Origin of the sequence: Flavobacterium cheongpyeongense (assembly GCF_003202435.1) — a bacterium.
Lineage (GTDB): Bacteria > Bacteroidota > Bacteroidia > Flavobacteriales > Flavobacteriaceae > Flavobacterium > Flavobacterium cheongpyeongense.
Genome location: NZ_QJHK01000002.1, coordinates 145,139 through 170,178, shown reverse-complemented (window position 1 = coordinate 170,178; position 25,040 = coordinate 145,139). Strand labels below are relative to the sequence as shown.

Here is a 25,040-nt window from a genome sequence, read left to right as displayed (position 1 = left end):
CTTTTAATTCCAAATCAATATTAAAAATATATGGACATTATATTCAAAAATTGGATCAAAAAATTCTATCTGCTTGTTGCATTTTGCTTTTCACTGTTCTCCCACGCTCAGGTACAAGAACAGGAATATGGCAGTTTTAGCCCAACACCATTACGAACTTTTACCGCCGGTACTGTTCTGGATTCTGAATACAATATCCCCAATCAAAAAAACATAGATGCTTATTGCTATTTTTCATTGGCAATAGACAATGAAAAAGCACCTTATACCGGATATAGCGTCACGGCGGCTTTTGAGATTACACCTTATGACCAGTCTGGAACTTTACTTACGGCCGAAATGGTTACCAAAACTATGACTGTCAACTACAATCATAATTTTAGTACCGTCAGCCCTGCTTTTAGCGACTTAAATTATTATAAAATCAAAAATAAATTTGGGATTAAAGTCGCCTTGGTTTCTAACAGCATTGTAGTAAAAGATCTTTCCAATACTGTAATTCCAATTTCTTCTGCCACTGCCCAACTAAATAATGTCACGGTAAATATGGGATTCAAGGCCCGAAGATATTATCCTTTGGCTACGACTTTAATTAGCCCAACAGCAACAACAAATACTAATGCAACAGCCGTTAAAATTTCCTGGGGCGCTTTAACAGGAGCCATTGAATACGAGTTAGAATGGACATGGGTTGATAATTATAGTGAAACAAACAGTACTGCTGTTACTCCTCCTCAAAATATTCCGTTTACGGAAAGAAATTTCGATTTGAATAATACCCGAATTGTAATAAAAGCAAATGGATCTGCAAATAATTACGATATTCCACAAATTTACAGCAAAGGGTATCTGATGTACAGAATAAGAGGGATAGGGCGAAATGCTACTAATGAAAATGCAAAAACATATGGAATCTGGAGTTCAGGAACCGGAGCAAAAACAACTGTTGCAGACTGGCCCAATCAAATTACAATAGCCGAGCATGAAAATAATAAAAACTGGCAATTTCAGGCCAGTTATGCCGAAGACGGGAAGAAAAAAGAAGTCGTTAGTTATTTTGACGGATCTCTCCGAAATCGCCAGACCGTTACCAAAATAAACTCAGACAATGTTGCTATTGTAGGTGAAGTTATATATGATACTCAGGGAAGGCCTGCTATTGAGGTATTGCCAACTCCGGCCGCCGATAATACAATTCATTATTTTCCAAATTATAATTTGTTTAATGCCACTACCCGATATTCAAATAAAAATTTTGATTATGGCCCAAATAGCTGTACAACTACGACAGCGTCCATGACCAATACTGTTTCAGGGGCAAGCAGATACTACTCGGCAAATAATGATTTCTCAACTTCTGTAAATCGAAACTTTATTCCGGATGCAAAACTGTATCCTTTTTCCCAGACAGAATATACACCGGACAACACCGGAAGAATTTCGCGCAAAGGAGGCGTTGGCGACAAACACCAACTGGGATCCGGCCATGAAATGAAATATTTTTACGGAGTTCCGTCAGATATAGAACTAAACAGACTTTTTGGTTATAAAGTGGGAGATGTTTCCCATTACAAAAAAAACACCGTAATTGATCCTAATGGCCAAATTTCTGTAAGTTATTTAGATCCGCAGGGAAGAACCATTGCAACTGCGCTGGCAGGAGCAAATTTTACTAATTTAGAGAGCCTTCCTGAGGAAACAAGCGCAGGCAGTCCAATAAACAACAATTTAATCACCAGTAATACATTGCAGGAAAGTGGTTCATTTAAAGGCAATTTGGATAAAAAAACAATTACTAAGGAGATTGTAGTTTCAGATCTTATACCTTATAGTTTTAGTTATACTTTCAATCAAAGCAGTTCTTTTCAGCCGGAATGCCAGACCCCTGCTTTTTCTTATCCTTTTGTTTACGATCTGGATATATCCCTTAAAAACAATTGTGGAGAAGAACAATTAACAACGCCTGTACACCAGCCTTTAGGTGAAAAAAAATTAGATGGAATCCCGGCAGGAGTTACAATAAACAAAAGTGGCCTTAGTGGACTTAGTACCCCTCAACTCACAGCGGGAAAATATAGTTTATCAAAAGAGCTGAAAGTAAATGAAAGTGCATTAAAATCTTATGCAGCCCACTATGTAAAAAAACTGACCACCCCTAGTTCGTCCTGTTATATAAACCCTAATGCATATAAGGCAGATGCATCACTGTTAATTGAAAATTGTAAATTTAGCTGTAAAACCTGCGAGGATAAATTAGGAGAAAAACCAGCATATATCCAGAATTCATTTAACGCCTATTATTCCAGTACTTTAATTACTGTATCGATTACTGGTACAACCATTAATGTTCAGCTTAATGGTGCTACAAATACTAATGGTACTGCTATTGACGCAGAAGAAAAATCAGGCTTAACGACCCGTTTTTCTAAAGAATGGGATTTGTTAAGCAGTGAATGTAAGAAATATTGTGACCCTGATGCTGTATTTGCACCTTCATGCGATGTAAATGAAGGAATGCTGCTGGCGGATGTGAGCCCAAATGGCCAATACGGAGCTACATCGAATACCTATGTTAATGATGAAAATCTTCCGGTTACACCAAATCCTGCCTATAAAGTAAGTGTCTTTAATAATACAAGTCCGGAAAGCATAACAGGAAACCAATTATTTTATTATGCTGATAATTCAACTTCTGGAAATAACTGGAAAAAACCCACAACACCCTATGTAAATGAGGATGAATCCATTCCGTGGATTGAGTTAGAAACTACAACTGCTGCAAATGGAGAAATTACATTTGACCCTGAAATTGATAAGTATAGTGATATTCCACCAGCGGGTAAACGGGAAATCACTAACCCTGATAATTCAATTACCTATAAGGTATTGCCACAATACCTGAAACACAATAAAGATTTTATTGTCAAATGGGATGATGGCTGGGCTGCTTCATTGGTAAAATATCATCCGGAATATAATTATCTGGTGTACACCAAAGCACTATGTGGAATCACAAAAACTGTTACAATTAACGGTGTTTCTGTTACCTTAAATTCAGACGATTATGACAACCGTGTCCAAAACACCACTACTTTTCTACAGGCACAATCAAATGGGTTCATTGATTCCTCAGGAAATTTTGACTTCATTTACACCAACGACCCCTATTTTCAAAGTTTTACAAGTGCTGGTATTGAAACCACTAACCAGCCTGCTCTAAGATATAACCCAAATACCTCTGGCAATACCAGTATCATGTATCAGGCACTAAAAACCAATTATGCCAAGGATGCCAATAATGTCAGTTTGACAATGTTTCAAAATGCGGTTAAGACCGTCTTGTGTTCGCCTTTAACTACTAATTGCAACTCAGCATTTAGTTCAGCAACACCAGAACAAAAAGATGCGATATGGAACATCTATAAATCTTTATATCTGGGGCTAAAGGCCAATATAAAGCACATTTATATGAACCTTTATGCTTTAGAGAAAAAAACATATAATGGTTGTATTGGTCCGGAAAAGTCTAAAAATGTAGCCAATGTGCTGAGCAGCAGTTTTGCGACCCAAAAAACAGCGATCAACAATGCCATCCAGTCCATCACTACTTCAGGCACATTATGCGCCAGCAGCAGTGCACCTCTATATGCAAAACTGGAAAGACGTTTTATTCCGACAGATTATAGTTATGATTCTTCAGCAGATCCTAATACAGTAGTCACTAATGCGAAAGCTGTAAACCATTATCAGGTCTATGCCCAAACAGGTAATTGTCCACTTTTATCAGATTTAGATCTTTTTTTAAATAACTTTTTTAAAGATCCAATTCTTCCTATTACGTTTACTACTACAAATGCTACTTATTCAACATTTAATAAGCAATATTTAAGTACTAATTTATTAAAAGCATTATCCCCGGGCGTTGCAATACCTACTGCTACACTTACTATCAACTCGACTTCTTCGGGAACAAAATTAGACATCCGTTTTAGCAGTACTACACCCAGCATCACCAGCGGTATTACAAGTTTGACTACACCATCATCTACTTACAACTGGTCTGTTTATGGCTCGACCTGGAAAATTATCAATCTAAAACAATTTTTCTATGATAAAGCAGCTTCTACGGCAGGAAGCGGTATTTTCAAATTCAAAGTAATTGCTGAAATCAGTAACGGATCAAATGCTGTAAAAATTGGAGAAATTCTATTAACAGGAACAACCTCTGCCCCAATAGGCGAATGTGGAGTTGACACTAATAGCATTGGAGAAGTATTAAATCCGAATGCAGGTTCATCTAACGAATGTAATTATAATCAAATAACTGAATTACAGACCGATTTTGTAAAACTTTTTAATGAGTTAGCTTACAATTTAGAATCTACCACTCCTGTTAATATCTCAAATTATGTTTCTTATAAAAATACTCATTTAGAAGAGTTTTTTGGTGTGGATCCCTTAACAGTTTGGTATAAGGTCCCAGGAGATTCCGGTGCTACTTACTTCATAAAAAAAGGAAATGTAATTGTTGCAAAATTCTTTTTTAGTAATAGATCTAATTTTCCTACTGTCCAGACTTTTATCTCTTTTGAAATAAGTAATTATTCATCACCGACATTTAGGTTTTCATTAAAATATCATTTAGAACGTGGACTAATATATAGCGTTAATGGAACAATGACTTTACCAGGCCGTAGTTTTGATTGTCCAATTTTAAGATGTATCCCGCAGCCTGTAGCACCCGTTGCCTGCGACAGTGCCAAAAAAACGGAATACATCGAATTTATAAATGGCAAAAGTGGGGTTCCTGCTGCTCTGTCCAATTACAGTATCGATGTTGCCACCGTACAATTTTGTGAGAACAACTACCAATATATTTTTGATAGTTACAAGGCTTATATCAATCAAATGAAAAGTATTGGTTTAAACTCCGCACACGATATTCGTTTCAGAACCATTTCAGAATTTGGAAATACCTATCTTAATTATGGTTTTTCAGATATCGGAAATGCCATTACACAATATTCCGCTTATTACGTAGCTCATGCAACTGATGCCGATTTACTGAACTGGAATAACTGGGTAAATATAGAATTTAGGAAAACCAATACTTTATGTCCGCCGGCTCCCCTGTCAAATACTTTCACAAGCCCAATGCCTGCTGATGAAGCAAAAACCTGCGATCATTTTAGTATTAATATAGATGGTGCATTTGGTAATGATATTTACAACAGTGTTATAGAAGCCAAAAAACAGAAATTCATAAAAGATTATATTACTCAGGCGATGACTGCAGTTGAGACTTTTGATATGAATTATACCGATAAGGAATATCAATATACCTTATACTATTATGATCAGGCAGGAAACCTTACCCAGACTGTGGCACCTGAAGGAGTACAGCGTATGACTTTGAATAAGGCCGCAAACGACAATATAAATGCGTACCGAACATCCGCCAACAATCCTGTAGAAAATACAGCGTTGCAGCCTGCCCACACCTTTAAAACCCAATACAAATACAACACATTAAATCAATTGGTGTGGCAAAAAACGCCTGATGGTGGTGAAACCCGTTTCGCTTACGACAAATTAGGCCGAATTATTGCCTCACAAAATGCAAATCAAGCCAAGCCGGTATCAGGATCGGTAAGATTCAGTTATACTGCCTACGATGGATTAGGCCGTATTTTGGAAGCCGGCGAAGTGCAGAATCCAAATACAACTGCAGCAACGACTTATACGATCAATGATGAGGGAAAATTAGTTTATGGAGGTGCTGCGATAGTGAATGGCTTTACCGATAATATTGCCAGCAAGGGCGAAGTCACCCGAACCGTATATTCTGATGATGTTGCTGTAGAAAACTGGAGTCCTTCGGTTCCGCTGGGAGTAACTCCTCCTGTATATACCCGAAATGCATCTTATTTCTTTTCGGATAAATCTACTACTCCTGCCCTCAATAATATAAACAGGGTAACTGGTGTTTTTTATTATGACACTTATATAGCGGCGTCTCCGCTGAATTTCAACAATGCTATTTTATATAATTACGATATTCATGGCAATGTAAAAGAAGTAGTCAATTATTATTCGGCACTTAGAGATCCTAATTGTTATTCTCCTACCAAAAATGATTGCGAAAAACATATCAAAAGAGTCGTATACGATTATGACCTTATCAGCGGGAATGTAAATACAGTGACCTTTCAGCCTAATAAGCCTGATTTATTTATTCATAAGTACAATTATGATGCAGATAATCGAATTGTTGATGTACAGACCTCATCAGACAATGTGCTATGGGAAAAAGAAGCGAATTATAAATACTATCTCCACGGTCCTCTGGCACGAGTTGAGCTAGGGAATAAAAAAGTACAGGGTATCGATTATGCCTATACACTGCAAGGATGGCTTAAAGCCGTAAATGGTGAAAACCTGACCGCTGCTGCCAATGATATGGGACAAGACGGACTGGCTTCAGGAACCACCAAAACATTTGATGCTTTTGGATATTCTTTAAACTATTACGACACAGATTATAAGTCTATTGGCAGTCCCGATGAAACTTCGGGCTTCAAACCTTTGATGTACAGCCGAAATAGCACGATTCAGCCCAATTCAAAAGATTTGTTTAATGGCAACATCAAGCAAATGACTACTGCAATACGCAAAACCGATGGCAGTTTGCTTAACATTCAAAAGAACACTTATACGTATGACCAGCTCAATCGTATAACAAAAATGACTTCCAGTGCGATTGTACCTAACGCGACTTCCGGAACTACCAGCTACGATTCGAGTTATTCGTATGATAAAAACGGAAACCTCCAGACTCTAAACAGGAAAGCGCCAAACAGCAACGGAGTACCAACCGACATGGATAAACTAACCTATGAGTATCCTAATGAAGCCGGCAAGCCCTACCGAAACAGCAATAAACTGGCCCTGGTTAAAGATGCGGCTCCGATACCGGCAGCAACATTTGTTGGCGATTTAGAAGATCAGGTGACCAAACTGGCTGCCTTAACCCCTGGCATAACGTATAATATCAATAATCCTGAAACGCATAATTATATTTATGACGATATAGGACAGCTTATTGAAGATAAAACTGAAGGGATACTCATAAACTGGCGTGTTGACGGAAAAGTAAAAAGTGTCGTAAAAGGAACTGTAACCTATGCTTTTGAATACAATGGCTTAGGAAACCGAATCGCTAAAAAAGAAGTGAAACCGGGCCTTATCACCACCACTTATTATGCTCACGATGCCCAGGGGAATGTGCTTGGCGTATATGAAGAAAAATTTAAGCCTAAGGAAACCGACCTGCAAAACGACCTGCTTTTAAACAGCTACAATGTTACTAGTGTTGCCTTAAAACGCGCCATCAATAACATATTTATGACCAGTGACGGCAGTACTGCAAGCGTAAGTGCAAACGGAAATTTAAAGCTGCAGGCAGGGAATTCTATTACGCTTAAAAATTTCACAGCGGTTCAGGGCAGTACTTTTGTGGCACAAATTACACCTGTACAGGCCAATAACAACGAGTCTGTTTTGACGCTTAAGGAACACCATATTTTTGGCAGCAGCCGACTAGGTATGGAAACCAAAAGTTTAGTGGTATACAACAGCGCCACTACCAGCGGAACACCTGATCCGGTTCCGACAAATTTTGTATCTTTGATTGGTGATAAACATTTTGAATTATCCAACCATTTAGGCAATGTACTGGCGGTAATAAGCGACAAAAAAATCCCTACCGCTACTGCAGGGGTATTTAATCCTGACGTTCTTAGTTATTCTGATTATTATCCTTTTGGGATGCTAGTACCTAATAGGCACGGAACTAGTGAACCTAATGGATACCGTTATGGGTTTAATGGGAAAGAAGAAGATGATGAAATAATGGGTGAAGGAAACTTCCAGGATTATGGAATGAGGATGTACAATCCTAGAGTTGGTAGGTTCTTTAATGAGGATCCTTTGACGAAATCTTATCCTGAATTAACACCTTATCAGTTTGCAAGCAACACGCCTATCCAGGCTATTGATTTGGATGGATTGGAACAGATGCATTATACTTTGGTTCAACCTAAAAATGGTAAGCCATATTTGAAATACTCTCATTCCACAGATATTATAGAAAAACAAATTGTACACACTACAAAAAATTCAGGATATGGTGTTACAGTCAAGAATCCAAGGAAAGAATATATTGTACACGGAACAGTCACAATAACAGCTGGTTTAGATGGCGATCGTATCTCTACTGAGGACGTTACATGGACTTTTTCTTCTGGTGCTGAAATGCGAGCAGCTGAAAAACATGGAGGGCCAAGTAATTATGGTGGTTGGAGTTCTGTTAGTTCAGATCAGTGGTTGAATATAGCTGGATATCAAAGTGCTATTGGTGTTTTGGAAGCTGAAGCTGAAAGTGAAACAGGAGGATTGGCTGGTTTGGGGTCTAAATTTAGGTTTACTACTTTAGGACGTCTAAAAGGGAGAAAAGATTTTTCAATAATTGATGATTTTTTTAAATCTAATATTGTAAAAACTATTCCTAAAGTTAGAGCTTCTGATGGAAAGGTAATTAAAGGGAAAATTGATATGTATAGAACAGATAAAATTATTATTCCGGACGGGCTATCGATTAAAACATTGAAAATATATAAAAAAAGAGCTTTAGAAATTAGGGCTGAGTACAAACCAAGTGATGCTAAATATCAAGAACAAACAAATAGAGTTGAATTGATTGATAAATTAATTTCCGAAAGAAAATAAATATGTTTAGAATAAATAAAGAAGAATTCTTAAAACAACTTAACCTTGCGGTAGAATGGACAGATGTACTTTCTCGAGACTTTGATTTTCAAAATGGTTTTTATGGAACTGTTTTTAGAAAGACAAATCCAGTTATTAATGGTATTCCATTGTATTCATTCGATGGAGATTATACCACATGGAATATTGATGAGCATAATGTAGAAAATTATGAATTGGCGTTAGAACAAGCAATTTCTAGGAGAATCTCGGTTAAAAATAAATTATCATATAATGGCAAGATACTTTGTTTCACAATTGGATTAACTACAAATGATGGGGCTGCAATTGTTGATAGTCATTGTTTTTTTGATGAGTCAGATGTGCCTCCAATAGATACTTGGTTTTATATAATTGATAATAATAATGACTATGAATGTGAAAAAGCAAATTTATTTTGTTGGATACCAACTGGATTTATTGAAGTTGTCCAGAGAGGGATTGATGTAGAAATGATGGGAAGCTATTTATGGCTTGAAATAGGTGATCTATTGGATGTTTTGTAAAAACGCAATGATAGCGCGGAAATGTTTTCCGTGCCCGCAACGATTGAGATACAAACAATTCCCCACTGGCGCTCGTTTGTTCGTCATTCTGGCGCTCGATTGCATCGAGTACCTACTTAAATTAGAAGACAAAAGGTAGCGTTTGCAACGCGGGTAATTAGCAAAAAAAGCAACTCGTAAATGAGTTGCTTTTTTGCTTTTATACTAATTGTTTAATCATATCTTTTTGAAACAGAAACGCTTTTAAGAGCGATTTTACACATTTTCTGTTCCCACTGGCGCTCGTTTGTCAATTATTCTGGTGCTCGATTGTATCGAGTACCTACTTAAATTAGGATATAAAAGGTAGCGTTTGCAACGCGTGTAATTAACCTGATGCCCAGGGCAATGTACTTGGCGTATATGAAGAAAAATTCAAACCCAAAGAAACAGACCTGCAAAACGACCTGCTTTTAAACAGTTACAATGTCAATAGCGTTGCCTTAAAACGCGCTATCAATAACATATTTATGACCAGTGATGGCAGTACTGCAAGCGTGAGTGCAAACGGAAATTTAAAGCTGCAGGCAGGGAATTCTATTACGCTTAAAAATTTCACAGCGGTTCAGGGCAGTACTTTTGTGGCACAAATTACACCTGTGCAAGCCAATAACAACGAGTCTGTATTGACGCTTAAGGAACACCATATTTTCGGAAGCAGCCGACTGGGTATGGAAACCAAAAACTTAGTAGTATATAACAGCGCCACTACCAGCGGAACACCTGATCCGGTTCCAACAAATTTTGTATCTTTGATTGGTGATAAACATTTTGAATTATCCAACCATTTAGGCAATGTACTGGCGGTAATAAGCGACAAAAAAATCCCTACCGCTACTGCAGGGGTATTTAATCCTGACGTTCTTAGTTATTCTGATTATTATCCTTTTGGGATGCTAGTACCTAATAGGCACGGAACTAGTGAACCTAATGGATACCGTTATGGGTTTAATGGTATGGAAAAAGATGACGAATTAAAGGGTGAGGGAAATAGCTATGATTTTGGTGCTAGAATGCTTGATCCAAGGATTGGAAGATGGGGCAGTGTTGATCCTAAGTGGAGAGAATTAGAATCTTTATCCCCATATAATTTTTCAGCAAATAATCCTATTAAATTTATTGATAGTGAAGGTGAAATCCCTATTGATCCTTTAGGATTGCTCTTTAAAGCTATACCTTGGATAAGAGATAATTTTACCTCAAGAAATTTTGCATTGAAGATTATAGATTCCAAAGACATTTCTCTTAAAAAGAAGAAAGAGATTATGTATAATGTTGGACTGTATGATGGAATCTTAAGTACGATTGATCTTGAAGACATGACACAAGGGGAGCAAGAAAATTTTAAAGATTGGCTTAGTTCTAAACCTTTTGATCTAACAATTTTTAAGCATAAAACTCCAGATGAAATCGAAAGAAGTATTTTAGGCTCACAAGGTATAGGGCTAAAAAAACAAACAGAACAAATAATATCTATAATTTCCAATTGGGATAAACTAGATAATTATACAAAGGGGCAAGTTCATGGTCAAATACTTGGGACTTTAATACAAATTGGGACAGCTAAAGCATCTAAATTCAAAATTTCAGAACTTAAACTTGATCTAATAAAAAGATATAGAATCAAGTTTTATACTGGAAAATTTTATTCTGGAATTCCACTTCCTGAGTTTGTTCCAGTCGCAAATAAATATATAAATCAAGCTATTAAAAAAATAGTTAGAGGAAATGGAGTTCCAAGGGTAAATCCTGATGGCAGCCAAAAAATTTATAGTAATAGAGAAGGTTTTTCAGGTAAGAATAACAGAGAATTTACTGGTGCACTAGAGTGGGAAGCGGAAGGTCCTTCCGGTACTCATTATCGAGTGCTTGAAAAAACAACCATAAATCCCGATGGAACAACAACAACAACAACATATGGTTATAGTAGTGATGTTAATTACCAAAATATACATAAATTTACACCCAAAAATCCGTAATGAATAAAGAAATTTTAGAAATTAGAATTGTTTTTAATAATGTCATAATTGGATATTGCAGTTATCTTAAATTAGAGAAAGAAATGTATACGTCTGCATCTTTTTTTTCATTAAAAGATTTTCATTTTTTAAAAGAAGTAACATTTAATCAAGAAGATGTAGTAAACATTCAAATTTATTATTATAATAAGTTTAATGTAAAAATACATCTTCTGGACTTTGGTATTTTTGTGATTGATGATTTAATTCAAGATGAGTATTTAAAAATATTCGGTTTACTTATTCCAATAGATGGAACCATTTATGATCAAAGAATTATAGATATATTTTATAAATGGCAAAATAATGAAGATATAGATTGGTGGAAAATGGATAAAGATTACAAGAAAAGTTATATCTATTGTTGTGGTAGTTGGTCTGGTTTATCAAAAGAAGTTTCTAGAAAAGATTATATTATTGATTGTTCAATAGTAAATGAAGAACTCGATTTTTATTATTTATTAGCTAGTACATTTTTTGGAAATAGAGGATATTTCGGTGATTACACCTATACTTTAGGAGATTGTTTAACCGAAATTTATACTAATTCAACTTCTTTAGCGAATCTGAAAGTTGATTTTTTACATCATGAAAAAATAATTAAGGTTTTGGGTCTTGATGTATTTAATGAAATTTGTTTTCTATTTGAAAATAGTGGGGTAAAAATATTGAAAAAATAAAATCCCACTGGCGCTCGTTTGTCAATTATTCTGGTGCTCGATTGTATCGAGTACCTACTTAAATTAGGATATAAAAGGTAGCGTTTGCAACGCGTGTAATTAACCTGATGCCCAGGGCAATGTACTTGGCGTATATGAAGAAAAATTCAAACCCAAAGAAACAGACCTGCAAAACGACCTGCTTTTAAACAGTTACAATGTCAATAGCGTTGCCTTAAAACGCGCCATCAATAACATATTTATGACCAGTGATGGCAGTACTGCAAGCGTAAGTGCAAACGGAAATTTAAAGCTGCAGGCAGGGAATTCTATTACGCTTAAAAATTTCACAGCGGCTCAGGGCAGTACTTTTGTGGCACAAATTACGCCTGTGCAGGCCAATAACAACGAGTCTGTATTGACGCTTAAGGAACACCATATTTTTGGTAGCAGTCGACTTGGATTGGAAACCAAAAGCTTAGTAGTATATAACAGCTCCACTACCAGCGGAACACCTGATCCGGTTCCGACAAATTTTGTATCTTTGATTGGTGATAAACATTTTGAATTATCCAACCATTTAGGCAATGTACTGGCGGTAATAAGCGACAAAAAAATCCCGACCGCTACAGCAGGGGTGTTTAACCCTGACGTTCTTAGTTATTCTGATTATTATCCTTTTGGGATGCTTGTACCTAATAGGCACGGAACTAGTGAACCTAATGGATACCGTTACGGGTTTAACGGTAAGGAGATGGATAATGAAATAAAGGGTGAGGGAGCTCAATATGATTATGGGTTTAGAATCTACGATCCAAGGATTGGAAAATTTTTGTCGCAAGACCCATTATTTCAGTCGTACCCTTGGTTAACTCCTTACCAATTTGCAAGTAATAGTCCTATTTGGGCTGTAGATTTAGATGGTTTAGAAAGTAAAATTGTAATTCTTGCAAAAGATGCTCCACCAATGGTTATAGAAAGGACATCTGAAAACAGAATACAATGGCAAGCAACAAAAGCAAGTTATTATAAAGCTTTTGCTAATAATTCAGGATGGGGAGAAGGGAAATCACTATATCATAGTACAACGGAGAATTGGTCTGGACCATTAAATGGTACGCTAACGATTAACGCCTCTGGAAACACTGCTAAAATATCTTATAGGGAAGGTACTAAAATAGAGGCTACAACTGAATCTATTTCAATGGGACTTAAAGCTATGAAGACCTTTTTTATTAAACCAGATCCTTTAGTTGAAGGTTCTGAAAAGTTTAATGAGACTTTTCAAAACTATATAGGTGGTGTTAGTATGGTTTTTACAGGAGGTGCAAGTATAGAGCTTAGTTTAGGGCCAAAAGCACTTTCTTTTTTAAAGACTTCAGTTGGAAAAGCTGTTTTTGAAACATTAGCTCAAACTTTAGTAAAAGGAGATATAAAAAAGGTTGATATAACCGATGTTGCCGCAACGGTTTTTATTAAAAATTCAAAAGCTAGAGATTTAGTTAAATCATTTGTTAATATGTCAGTTGATAAAGGACTTAACATAAATAATATTAATGATGGTTTGACAGAATTTGGCTTACGTTTATCATTAACTAAAGCAAGCGATGGTCTTAAAGATGGAAAAGGGCAAAAGTATGTTTTAGATATTATTAGAAAGGTTCAACTTAATGAAATTAAAAAAGAGCTCAAAAAAGATGAAAAAACTAATTAATCCATCAAGTATTTTAGTAACATTATTAATTGTTGTCATTCTCTTTTTTAGTGTGAAAAAAAGTTATAAAGAGTATTTAGATAAAAATAAAATTAAATCTAACCCAAAGATAACATTTGGTTATATTACAGATTATTATGAGATTGGATTGGCAAATTACTATTTAGATTATCAATATAGTGTTGATGGAAATCTTTATAAAAAAGAAGTGTCATCTGATGTAATATATAAAAAGTGCGAATATGACAATTGGTGTATTAATAAAAAAATATATGTTCGTTATTTTGTGGACGACCCGTCAATAAGCGAGCCAATATTAGATAGTATAGTCAACTAATACAACGAGAATAAAATAAGGTTATAAAAAAACAGGCAATTTGCCTGTTTTTTGTTTTTATACTAATTGCTTAACCCGACCGCTACAGCAGGAGTATTTAGATACAAACAATGTTAAGCTTTTATGATAAAAGTTCCTCTCTGAAACTTAGTTAAATCTTCCGTTTCTGGATTTGAAATATACTTATTTATAACATCTTTATGAATAAAATTTAAATCCAACTCTATTCTTTTTCTGTAATTTTCGCCAATAAAGCTAATTACTTTTAAGTCGTATTTTTCTGATAATTGCATGTAATAAATATAAGAAAGCCTGTTTGTATAAGCAATTGAATTACTCGCCCAAAATGACCAATATTTATCAGAATATTTTAAAAAGTTAAATTCCGAAATAGATTTGTCCTGAAAAAATCCCGGATTAGCAAAATGATCAATAAAATTTACGGTATGTACACAGAACCCATCTTTAGTTAACCAGCTTTTAGTTTTTTGAAATAATTCGTTTAAAACATCGGGAGAAATATGCTCTAAAACTACTTGTGAAGAGATATAATCGAATGACTGAGCGTGTTTCTCTATTTCCTCAAAAGTATACGGAGCAAGATAAGCAATATTTAAAAACTCAAAAAGTGCAGAAAACGATTTCTTTTCTTTTATTGAAGAAATCATCGATTTTATTTGATTTTCATCATAAACGCTTTTTGATACGATTTCGTTCAAAAAAGAAGGTGACTCAATAAAAGCAATTTGCTTTTTATAGGTTGAAAACTTCAAATCTTTAGTGATGTCAACCGTTATAATTTTCTCAAACCCTAATAAAGCCAAAACTATTGACGAAAGAATTGAATATCCTGTTCCGATTTCTAACGCTGTAGATTTTACTCTAAGATTTAAATTACAATAACTGAATTTTCTCAAACATTCATGAGTTTGGTACAGGAAAATATTTTTATGATACTCTTTGTTAAAAGTAACAGGAAGATGATTTAATTGATCTCCCAATTTACTTGCTGCCAATATCTTTTGTAATGATGCTTTTATTCTCCAGTTCATAAAGGCTAATATATTGAAAATATAGTTGTTTTGATAAAATTTACCTAATTAAATTTTCTATGTTTGTAAATTATTAACTACATATAAAACAATATGATATGAACAATTCTCTTAAATTGACTTTTTTAATATTTTTAGTTACTTTCTTATCTCAAGCTCAAATTAGTACTGGAACAGGTGGTGCATCAAATGTATTACCCAATTCTCCAACAACAAATACTAATATAGGAATTGGTATAAATAATCCAACCCAGAAATTAGAAGTTATAGGAAATATAAAAGGGACAAAAGGAATCTTTTCCGGAAATGAGTTTAGTAATCAAACTTTTGCTAATTGGGATGCTGGAATTGATGAAAGTATTTGTTTTTCGGGAGGAACGATAAATCCCGCTTACCCGAATCGTCGTGTGTTTAATATGTATGATATGTCAATGGCTAGTCCTTATGATGTAAAGTTAGTTGGGTTTAATATGTCAGACAGAACAGGTAAAGAAAGATTTGTCGTTAATTTATTTGAAAATTCTACTACTGAACTTGTATTAAATGATGCTCAAAAAGCAGAGTTTTTTAAGGTTAAAGATTATGGAGATATAAAAGGTGCTTATCTACAGATGGGAAAACCCAACACTAAAGTAATTATTGGTGGTTGGGCAAACGAACCCATTATAGCTACACATAAGTTTGTTGTTAAGGGAAGTTCTTTAATACAAGGAGACATTCTTACAGATTCGAATATTGGGATTGGAACTTATAACTTTACAGATGGAACAGAAACTTATCGTTTGTCAGTAAAAGGAAAAATTAGAGCTGAGGAGATTAAGGTTTATAATACTTGGGCAGATTACGTTTTTAATAAAAATTATAAGTTACCAAGTTTAGAAGAAGTTGAAACTTATATTGCAGCCAATGGTCATTTACAAAACGTGCCCTCTGCCAAAGAAGTTACAGAAAATGGTCTAAAACTTGGTGAAATGACTAAAATTCAACAAGAAAAAATTGAGGAGCTAACATTATATATCATTGAGCAAAACAAAATCAACGAGAAACAAAATCAAGAAATTGAAGAGTTAAAAAATCAAGTAAAAGCTTTATTAGAAAAAAAACAATAAACCTGCAACGATGAGTCACAAATATTAGTCAAACAAAAAAGCAATTCTTAAAAGGAGTTGCTTTTTTTGTTTATTTCCAATAATATGAAAATATTAAGTTTAAAAAAATATTATGATTGATGATTAAATTAGGAACTAAGAACTAAAAAGCCGGTTATAAACAAACCCGATGGCTCGGAGTGTGCTGTGAATGAGTCGTAGTTGCGAACACGATTAAATGCTGTATAAAAGATGGTAGTAGGTCTACCGCAATCGTTGTGCAAGCGAGGGTTGCAAACCACCTCTCGTTGCTTTGAAAGTAATGGATAGGTATTGGGCGGAAAGAGGAAAAGGCTGTGAAAACAGTCAGGTGCGAATAAGAGAGATGAACGCAAGTGAACCTTCGATGAAGTTGTGTCATATCGGAACATTTTGTCAAAAGTCTATTTTTCCGAGAATGGATGATTATTATAGCGAGAACTTGCTTACTGGTTATAAGGCAAACGAAATAAAGGGAGCATGACTTTTATTCAGGCTTTTATACGGAATTCGGGAAGTCCTTGTTGGATTGGTAAGAGAACGGCACAAGCGAGCATACTCTCAAGGCTTATAGTATCGAAGCCAACAAGGATCGCGGATGGTTTTGTAGTAGTGATGGAGCTTTTGTAATGTGAATGGAGCGAAGAACATCAATCATACGGTTGTTGGTAGATTAACAACTTAACTATCTTTAAGGATGACTAATTTATTTACGACAGAAACAAAACCAATTCCGATAACCAAAAAGATGGTCAGGGAAGCGTACTCCAAAGTGAATTCTAACAAAGACAGTGCAGGTATTGACAAAGAAAGTTTGGAGAAATTCTAAGAAAATTTATTTTGCAATTTGTACAAAATTTGAAATAGAATGAGCTCGGGCAGTTACTTTCCACAACCCGTCAAGGAGGCTATCATAACAGACGGATATGTAATCGTTTCAATAGCGGTTTTTAAACCAGAAACAATAGATTTTTCTTTGGACATAATCATCCATTAGCAAGAGCTGGAGAATTAAATACTTTTAGTCAGCAGATAGAGAAGTTTTAGATTTACTTCAGATATAGTAATACAACTATATGCATTAATCTTTCCCTATCACAACAATAACACTCAAAAACTACAACCCTAAGAAAGTTGTAGTTTTTTATTTCATACTGTAAAATAACAAAAAAGCAATGCTTAATATGTCCATAATTTTGAATAACGTGTCCATTTCTTAAAGAATCTTTAGCAGTAATTTTATCATAAGTTAATCATCTGGTTTGGTTAAGAGATGAAAGATTTGTAATGACTGTTTGATGTAAATATTTTAATAGAATATTGATCGTGAATTTTGAGTTAGTTTTTTAGTGATTTGAAGAAGGGAGATTTATTGATAATCTCCCTCTTTTTTATGCTTAAATCTTAAGAAAATAATTTTGTTGTTAATCTAAATTTGAATTTATATGAAAAGTGAGTGTTTTGAAATTAAAAATTATAATTCCTTAATAAATAATGGCATACTGTTTTTTCTGTTGCTGTTTTTTTTACAATCTAATACGTTTGCCCAAAACACAGCTAATACAAAAAGTGCCCTGGATGTAATTGAAAGACTTATTGGTAATCGGGCAAAACAATTTGATTTGCATATTATAGAAAATCAAAATCAGGATTTGTTTGAAGTAACAGCAACAGAAAATAAAGTAATAATTAACGCAACATCAAACACTTCAATTTGTTATGCGGCTTATACTTTTCTAAAAGATATTGGTGCTGTTTCAGTAAGCTGGGAAGGCAAACGGATCAATCTGCCCAAAACATGGCCTGCATATTCAAAAAAGCTGACTACTCCTTTTAAATATAGAAAATACCTAAACGCCTGTACCTTTGGCTATACTACACCTTGGTGGGACTGGAAACGCTGGGAACAGGAAATTGACTGGATGGCGCTTCACGGAATTAATTTGCCGACCGCTTTGGAAGGTCAGGAGGCAGTCTGGCAGGAATTATGGAAAGCGTATGGAGTAACAGACATACAATTGCAGGCCCATTTTACAGGACCTGCATTTTTGCCTTGGCAGCGAATGGGAAACATAAACAGCCTTGATGGGCCGTTGCCACAGGAATGGATGGATAAAAAGAAAGACATTCAAAAGAAATTATTGCAGCGAATGAGAGATCTGGGAATGCATCCCGTTGTACCAGCCTTTAGTGGATATGTACCAAAAGCTTTCGCAGAATCACATCCCAACTCAAAAATAAGCGAATTGAAATCGTGGTCGGGAGGTGGATTTGAAAGTACTTATTTATTAGATCCTAATGATCCTTTGTTTAAAGAAATAGGAAAACGTTTTATCGAAATTTATACCCATACATACGGACCATCAGATTTCTATCTGGCCGATTCCTTTAACGAGATAACACCACCCGTTTCTGAAGAACATAAATATGAAGAACTGGCTGACTACGGAAAGACCATTTTTGAAACAATCAATGAAGCTTCTCCAAAAGCGACCTGGGTGATGCAAGGCTGGCTTTTTGGAGATAATAAAGAATTTTGGACAAAAGAAGCCACAAATGCTTTCCTGAGTAAAGTGCCAAATGACCGAATGATCGTTCAGGATTATGCAAACGACAGATATAAAGTATGGGAAAATCAGGAGGCTTTTTACGGAAAACAATGGAGTTATGGTTATGTGCATAATTATGGAGGATCAAATCCTGTTTACGGAGATTTAAATTTCTATAAAAATGAGCTTACCGGTTTACTACAAAACCCTAAAAAAGGGAATCTCGTTGGTTATGGCGTAATGCCTGAAGGTTTGAATAACAATTCGATAGTTTACGAATATATTTATGACCTGCCGTGGAGGCAGGGAAAAGAACCGGTAAATGAATGGCTAAAAAAACATTTGGATGCCCGTTACGGAAAAACTACAAATGCTGTTCTTCAGGGCTGGCAATTATTAACCGAATCCGTTTATAGCACAAAATATTGGGAAACCCGCTGGTGGAATGACTGGGCAGGAGCATATCTGTTCTTTAAAAGACCTACATTAAAAGTAACTGAATTCAAAGGCAATCCGGGAGATAAAGAAAAACTAAAACAGGCTCTGGATATTTTGAATAAGGAGGCAAAAAATTACGACAAAAAGAACCTGTACAATTATGATCTAATAGACGCATCAAGGCATTTTTATTCGCTTTGTATTGATGAAATGTTGATGGAATGCGTAAAAGCGTATGAAAGAAAAGACCTCAAAAAAGGCGATGAATTATTCGGAAAAATAGAAAAACAGGCTTTGGATATTGATAAAATGATGTCAGGTCAGCCTTTGAACAGTCTGAATAACTGGCTGAAATCAGCATCAGCCTACGGAACAACTCCTGCTGAGTCGAAATTGTATGTAAAAAATGCCAAAACTTTAATAACGCTTTGGGGCGGAGAAGGACATTTAAATGATTATGCTTCAAGATCCTGGAAAGGGATGTACAAAGATTTTTACTGGCCAAGATGGAGAATGTTTTTGCAGGCACAAAGAGAATCAGCCATCAAAAATACATCATTTGACGAAGAGAAAGTAAGAGCATCTATAAAAAACTGGGAGGAAAAATGGTGCGAAAGCAACGAAATGTATTAAAACCAAATATTAACTATAAAAAAATAAGACAATGTTAAAAAGCGGTATAGACAAAGCGACAAGTTTTGAAAAACGATTTGAGAATATTGGTACTGTGGTTTACGAAAATTCAGTAATAGCATCTAAATCAGTAGCCAATGAAATAGCGGCTTTGATTAAAGAAAAGCAAGCCCAAAATCAGTTATGCATCTTAGGACTGGCAACCGGCTCAAGTCCGAAAAGTTTGTATGCTGAGCTGGTTCGGCTTCATAAAGAAGAAGGGCTGAGTTTTAAAAACGTAGTGTCATTTAATTTGGATGAATATTACCCAATGGAACCCGATTCCATTAACAGTTATGTGCGTTTTATGAAGGAATTATTGTTTAATCATATTGATATTTTGCCTGAAAATATTCATATTCCGGATGGCACTTTATCAAAAGAAGCAATTGGAGATTATTGTGCTGATTATGAAACCAAAATTGAAGCACTGGGAGGTATTGATCTTCAGGTTTTAGGAATTGGAGGAAATGGTCATATCGGATTTAATGAATCAGGATCACTTCAAAATTCAAAAACCCGCTTAGTTGCCCTAGATCATATTACGCGTGTAGCAGCAAGCAATGATTTTTCAGGACTGAATAATACGCCTAGAACAGCGATTACGTTGGGGGTAAAAAAAATAATGGAAGCTAAAAGAGTTATATTATTGGCCTGGGGCGAAGGAAAATCAAATATTATTAAGGCTTCGGTAGAAGGAACAGTAACTAATCTGGTTCCGGCCTCATTTTTACAGGAACATAACAACACCACTTTTGTATTGGATAAAGCCGCTGCTTCAAAATTAACCCGAATTAATACACCATGGCTCGTTGAAAATGTAATCTGGACAGACAATCTTATTCGAAAAGCGGTTTTAGGTTTGGCACTATATTTAAAAAAACCAATTCTGATGCTCACAGATGCCGATTATATCGAAAATGGAATGAGTGATTTACTGGCAGACTTAGGTCCAGCATATGATATTAACATTAAAATTTTCAACAAACTTCAGAATACGATTACCGGCTGGCCTGGCGGAAAACCAAATGCAGACGACAGCAAAAGACCGGAGAGGGCAGAACCTGCCAAAAAACGTGTCCTTATTTTTAGTCCGCATCCCGATGATGACATTATAAGTATGGGAGGAACTTTTAAACGCCTCCACGAACAGGGGCACGAAGTACATATAGGGTATCAAACTTCTGGAAATATTGCCGTTGCAGATGATGAAGCATTGCGTTTTGCCAGTTTTGTGTGTGATTACAATGATAAATTCAGAATAAAAAGCGTCGAAGCTGATGCTATTTATAAACAGTCCTTGCAATTTCTTCAGCATAAAAAGAACAGCGAAATTGATATTCCCGAAGTTAGAAACATTAAAGGACTAATTCGAAAAGGAGAAGCACAGTCTACCTGCTATTTTGTTGGAATTCCGGATAGTCAGATTCATTTTATGGAACTTCCGTTTTATGAAACCGGCACAATAGAAAAAAAACCATTAGGAGAACAAGACATCCAGATCACAATGGATCTGATCGAGAGAATAAAACCTCACCAAATATATGCAGCAGGAGACTTGGCAGATCCTCACGGTACACACAAAGTTTGTCTGGATGCTGTTTTTGAAGCAGTAACCCGTTTGAAAACAAAAGATTTCATGAAAGATTGCTGGGTTTGGCTCTACAGAGGAGCATGGCAGGAGTGGGGAATAGATGAAATTGAAATGGCAGTGCCAATGGGACCGGATCAGGTTACGGAAAAGAGAAAAGGAATTTTTAAACACCAGTCTCAAAAAGACGGAGTGGTGTTTCAGGGGTCGGACAGCAGAGAATTTTGGCAAAGAGCCGAAGATCGCAATAAAGAAACCGCAGATTTATATCATGAACTTGGATTAGCCCATTATGCAGCCATGGAGGCTTTCGTGAGATGGATTTATTAATAAGATTTTAACTATATATTATTTCAAAGAAAAGTGTCGGAAGCCTTGTTTTTATTGATGTTAATGAAAAAGTCCATATTTATGATTAACCTGTCCATTTCTTAAAAATTCTTTAAAACTAATTTCGACAAAACTATTAACCAATTTAACTAATACTAAAGTATGGAAAAATTAAAACTTTTATTGTTAGCCTTTTTTCTAGGTCTTTCAATTAATTCGTGGGCACAGAAAACAGAAGTGTCCGGCGTTATTTTAGATGATAAGAATTTACCCCTGCCTGCGGCTAATATTCTTGAAAAGGGTACTACTCGAAGCGTAGTTACAGATTTTGATGGCAAGTTTAGAATATCTGTATCAAATCCTAATGCGGTTTTAGTTGTATCTTTCCTTGGATTTACAGATCAGACTGTTAAATTAGACGGAACAAAAACAAATCTGACCATTAAACTGGCTTCTGCTACTAATACTTTAGAACAAGTTGTTGTAGTGGGTTATGGTAAAGGGTCACGTAAAAATCTGACCACTTCTATAACTTCTATTAAAGCAGAAGAATTAAACAGAGGAGCAATTAGTGATGTTGGACAATTGCTACAGGGTAAAGTATCAGGTCTTAATATCTCTTCTAGTGGAGATCCTACAAGAACTGCATCAGTAGTTTTACGTGGAGTTTCTACATTAAACAGTTCCCAAGGACCTTTTTATGTTATAGATGGTGTTCCTGGTGTTGATATTTCAATGATTTCACCAGATGATATCGCAAGCATTGATGTATTAAAAGATGCCGCTGCGACTGCAATTTATGGTAACCGTGCTGCTAATGGTGTTATTATGGTTACTACAAAAAAAGGAAGTAAAGACAGAACACAAATTGCTTACAATGGTTACGTTGGCTGGGAAGAAGTTTCGAATCAGCTGGATATGATGAATGCAGATCAGTTGAGAGCATTTACTACAAAAAACGGTTTGAATTTCACCCCTGAAAATGATAAAGGTGCGAATACAAACTGGCAAAAAGAAATTTTAAGATCCGGAAAAGCGCAATCAAGCAGTCATAACTTATCGATGAGCGGTGGTGGTAAAAATGGTAGTTATACGGCTAGTATTACCTCACTAAATAAAGAAGGAGTTCTTTTGAAAAGTGATTTTTCACGCGTGATTGCCCGTTTATCAGTTGAGCAATTTGCTTTTGATGATAAAGTTAAATTTGGTTTGAATGTAACGAATTCAAATAGCAAATATATAAATGTTCCTCAGCGTAATACCGTACTGTTACAAGCAGCAAGTTATCTTCCGATTTCTCCTGTGAGAAATGAAGATGGAAGTTTTTTTGAAAATTTCACAAGTACTGGTTATTTCAACCCTGTAGCTTTAATTGAGCATGGAACAGACGAAACCAAAACAAACAATCTTGTTGGTAACCTGACTGCAGAGGTAAAACTTCCTTTTGGATTTACTTATAATTTAAATATTGCACATCAAAAGTTAACTTCATCACATGGAGAGTTTTATGATAGCTATTATTCAAAGTATAATAGTGCTAATTTCTATAATAACCCAGATCCACCACAAACTAAATCGTTAATTAATTTTGGTGTTAACGGTTCAGCTTTAAGAAACAACTATGAGAACACCAATAATATTATTGAAAGTTTCTTAACGTGGGACAAAATATTAGGAAGTCATAAAATTAAAGCTGTTTTAGGATATTCATGGCAGGAAAACACATTAGGTGATGGATTTCAGGCTACAGCAACTAACTTTCCTGTAGATAATGTAGGATATAATAACCTGGCTCTGAGCAATTATACATCAGTAAATGGTTATGTAGTGAATTTTGGAGACAGTAGAGCTTATCAAAAAACACGTCTGATTGGTGAATTTGCCCGTTTGAATTACAACTATGAGGATAAATATCTTTTACAGGGTACTATTAGAAGAGACGGAGGTTCTGTATTTGGAGCAAATAACCGTTGGGGATACTTCCCTTCAGTAGGAGCTGCATGGAGAGTTGATAAAGAACGTTTTATGAAAAACCAGAAAATCTTCAGTGACTTAAAATTCCGCGGGAGTTATGGAGTTACAGGAAACTCTTCCGGGTTCAATGCTTATACAGCACAGTTTATTTCCGGAAGCCTAGGTACTTTCTATTACAATGGACAGCAAATTGGAGCTTATGGACCTAATCAGGCAGCGAATCCAGATTTGAAATGGGAAAAAACTGCTACTGCAAACATCGGACTTGATTTTGGATTGTTTAACGGTAAAGTTACTGGTTCTGTTGATTTATATGACAAGAAAACTACTGACATGATTTTTAATTATTCCGTAAATCCTGTTCTTGTACCTATAGGAACGATTGTGGCAAACGGAGGAACAATGTCTAATAAAGGAATCGAGGTAAGTTTGGGAGCAACTCCTGTTAAGACTGCTAACTTCACATGGTCAACAAACCTGAATGTAGCAAGCAACAAAAATAAAATTGTTAAATTGACCAATCCATTCTTTATTGGAGGGGATTCAATTCGTAGAGTACAGCCAGATGGAGGAGGACAAACGGGTAGCACTTTGCAAATTTTTAAAGAAGGAAAACCGCTTGGGCAATTCTTTACGCTTAAATATGCAGGGAAAAATGCAGCGGGTGTTTCTCAATATGTTGCGAAAGATGGTAGTTTAACCACAACACCTGCAATTGGTGTAGATTATCACTATGCAGGAAGTGCACAACCAAAAGTATTATTAGGATGGGGAAATAATTTTCAATACAAAAAATTTGATTTGAGTGTTTTCTTCAGAGGAGTATTTGGTAACAAAATTTTCAATGCTACCAAAGCTGATTTATTCAGACCTAGTACTGCAATGACTACCAACATATTGGCAGATGCGGCAAATGAATCTCCAAACGATCTTAATGCTTATAAATATTCATCACGTTTTATAGAAGATGGAAGTTATATCAGGTTAGACAATATGACTTTAGGATATAATTTTGGCAAAGTGAGTAAATATATTCAAAGTGTCCGTGTATATCAAACGATCAATAACCTATTTGTTATTACCAAATATTCAGGAATTGATCCGGAAGTAGAACAAGGAGGAACAGCTCCTGGTGTAGATTCTAATAACTTCTATCCAAAAACCAGAACATTTATGTTTGGCTTAAACGTGATATTCTAAAATTAAAT

Annotated in this window: 13 protein-coding genes; 12 read left to right on the top strand and 1 reads right to left on the bottom strand. The window is 35.4% G+C overall.

Annotated features, from left to right (window positions below; translation table 11 throughout):
• Nucleotides 1-30 precede the first annotated feature (30 nt).
• From DMB65_RS02845 to DMB65_RS02820, 6 genes are all read left to right on the top strand, one after another.
• Entirely contained in the window at nt 31-8,787 is an 8,757-nt protein-coding gene (locus DMB65_RS02845) for an RHS repeat-associated core domain-containing protein (RefSeq protein WP_110305162.1), read from the top strand.
• A 2-nt stretch (nt 8,788-8,789) separates the two neighbouring features.
• Complete coding sequence (locus tag DMB65_RS02840; protein ID WP_110305161.1) at nt 8,790-9,332, top strand: hypothetical protein; 543 nt, start codon at nt 8,790-8,792, stop codon at nt 9,330-9,332.
• A 509-nt stretch (nt 9,333-9,841) separates the two neighbouring features.
• Nucleotides 9,842-11,350 (top strand): RHS repeat domain-containing protein, encoded by a 1,509-nt coding sequence (locus tag DMB65_RS02835; RefSeq protein ID WP_110305160.1) that lies wholly within the window; start codon nt 9,842-9,844, stop codon nt 11,348-11,350.
• Nucleotides 11,350-12,069, top strand: coding sequence for a hypothetical protein (locus DMB65_RS02830; RefSeq protein WP_110305159.1), 720 nt, complete (start codon nt 11,350-11,352; stop codon nt 12,067-12,069). Before DMB65_RS02835 ends, DMB65_RS02830 begins: the two co-directional genes overlap by 1 nt.
• Nucleotides 12,070-12,310: 241 nt before the next feature.
• Nucleotides 12,311-13,762 carry an RHS repeat domain-containing protein gene (locus DMB65_RS02825; protein WP_110305158.1) on the top strand — a complete coding sequence of 484 codons (1,452 nt, stop codon included), beginning with the start codon at nt 12,311-12,313 and terminating at the stop codon, nt 13,760-13,762.
• Nucleotides 13,746-14,099, top strand: coding sequence for a hypothetical protein (locus tag DMB65_RS02820; protein ID WP_123955252.1), 354 nt, complete (start codon nt 13,746-13,748; stop codon nt 14,097-14,099). Before DMB65_RS02825 ends, DMB65_RS02820 begins: the two co-directional genes overlap by 17 nt.
• 113 nt (nt 14,100-14,212) lie before the next feature.
• On the opposite strand, the gene DMB65_RS02815 is transcribed toward DMB65_RS02820, so the two are convergent.
• Nucleotides 14,213-15,151: a methyltransferase domain-containing protein gene (locus DMB65_RS02815; RefSeq protein WP_110305156.1), complete on the bottom strand. Its 939-nt coding sequence runs from the start codon at nt 15,149-15,151 to the stop codon at nt 14,213-14,215.
• Nucleotides 15,152-15,249: 98 nt separating this feature from the next.
• Here DMB65_RS02815 and DMB65_RS02810 point away from each other — a divergent pair, with 98 nt between their 5' ends.
• The 6 genes from DMB65_RS02810 (at nt 15,250) to DMB65_RS02790 (ending at nt 25,032) form a co-directional block, all read left to right on the top strand.
• Entirely contained in the window at nt 15,250-16,260 is a 1,011-nt protein-coding gene (locus DMB65_RS02810; RefSeq protein WP_110305155.1) for a hypothetical protein, read from the top strand.
• A gap of 301 nt (nt 16,261-16,561) precedes the next feature.
• The gene (locus DMB65_RS02805) at nt 16,562-16,762 is read left to right on the top strand and encodes a hypothetical protein (protein ID WP_110305154.1); all 201 of its coding nucleotides are present in this window, start codon (nt 16,562-16,564) and stop codon (nt 16,760-16,762) included.
• Between the two features lie 213 nt (nt 16,763-16,975).
• Nucleotides 16,976-17,107 (top strand): hypothetical protein, encoded by a 132-nt coding sequence (locus DMB65_RS22580; protein WP_262511958.1) that lies wholly within the window; start codon nt 16,976-16,978, stop codon nt 17,105-17,107.
• 616 nt (nt 17,108-17,723) lie between these two features.
• The gene (locus tag DMB65_RS02800; RefSeq protein ID WP_110305153.1) at nt 17,724-19,898 is read left to right on the top strand and encodes an alpha-N-acetylglucosaminidase; all 2,175 of its coding nucleotides are present in this window, start codon (nt 17,724-17,726) and stop codon (nt 19,896-19,898) included.
• Nucleotides 19,899-19,929: 31 nt separating this feature from the next.
• Entirely contained in the window at nt 19,930-21,858 is a 1,929-nt protein-coding gene (gene nagB / locus DMB65_RS02795; protein WP_110305152.1) for a glucosamine-6-phosphate deaminase, read from the top strand.
• Nucleotides 21,859-22,020: 162 nt separating this feature from the next.
• On the top strand, nt 22,021-25,032 hold the full coding sequence (locus DMB65_RS02790; RefSeq protein ID WP_110305151.1) for a SusC/RagA family TonB-linked outer membrane protein: 3,012 nt from the start codon (nt 22,021-22,023) through the stop codon (nt 25,030-25,032).
• Nucleotides 25,033-25,040: the final 8 nt, after the last annotated feature.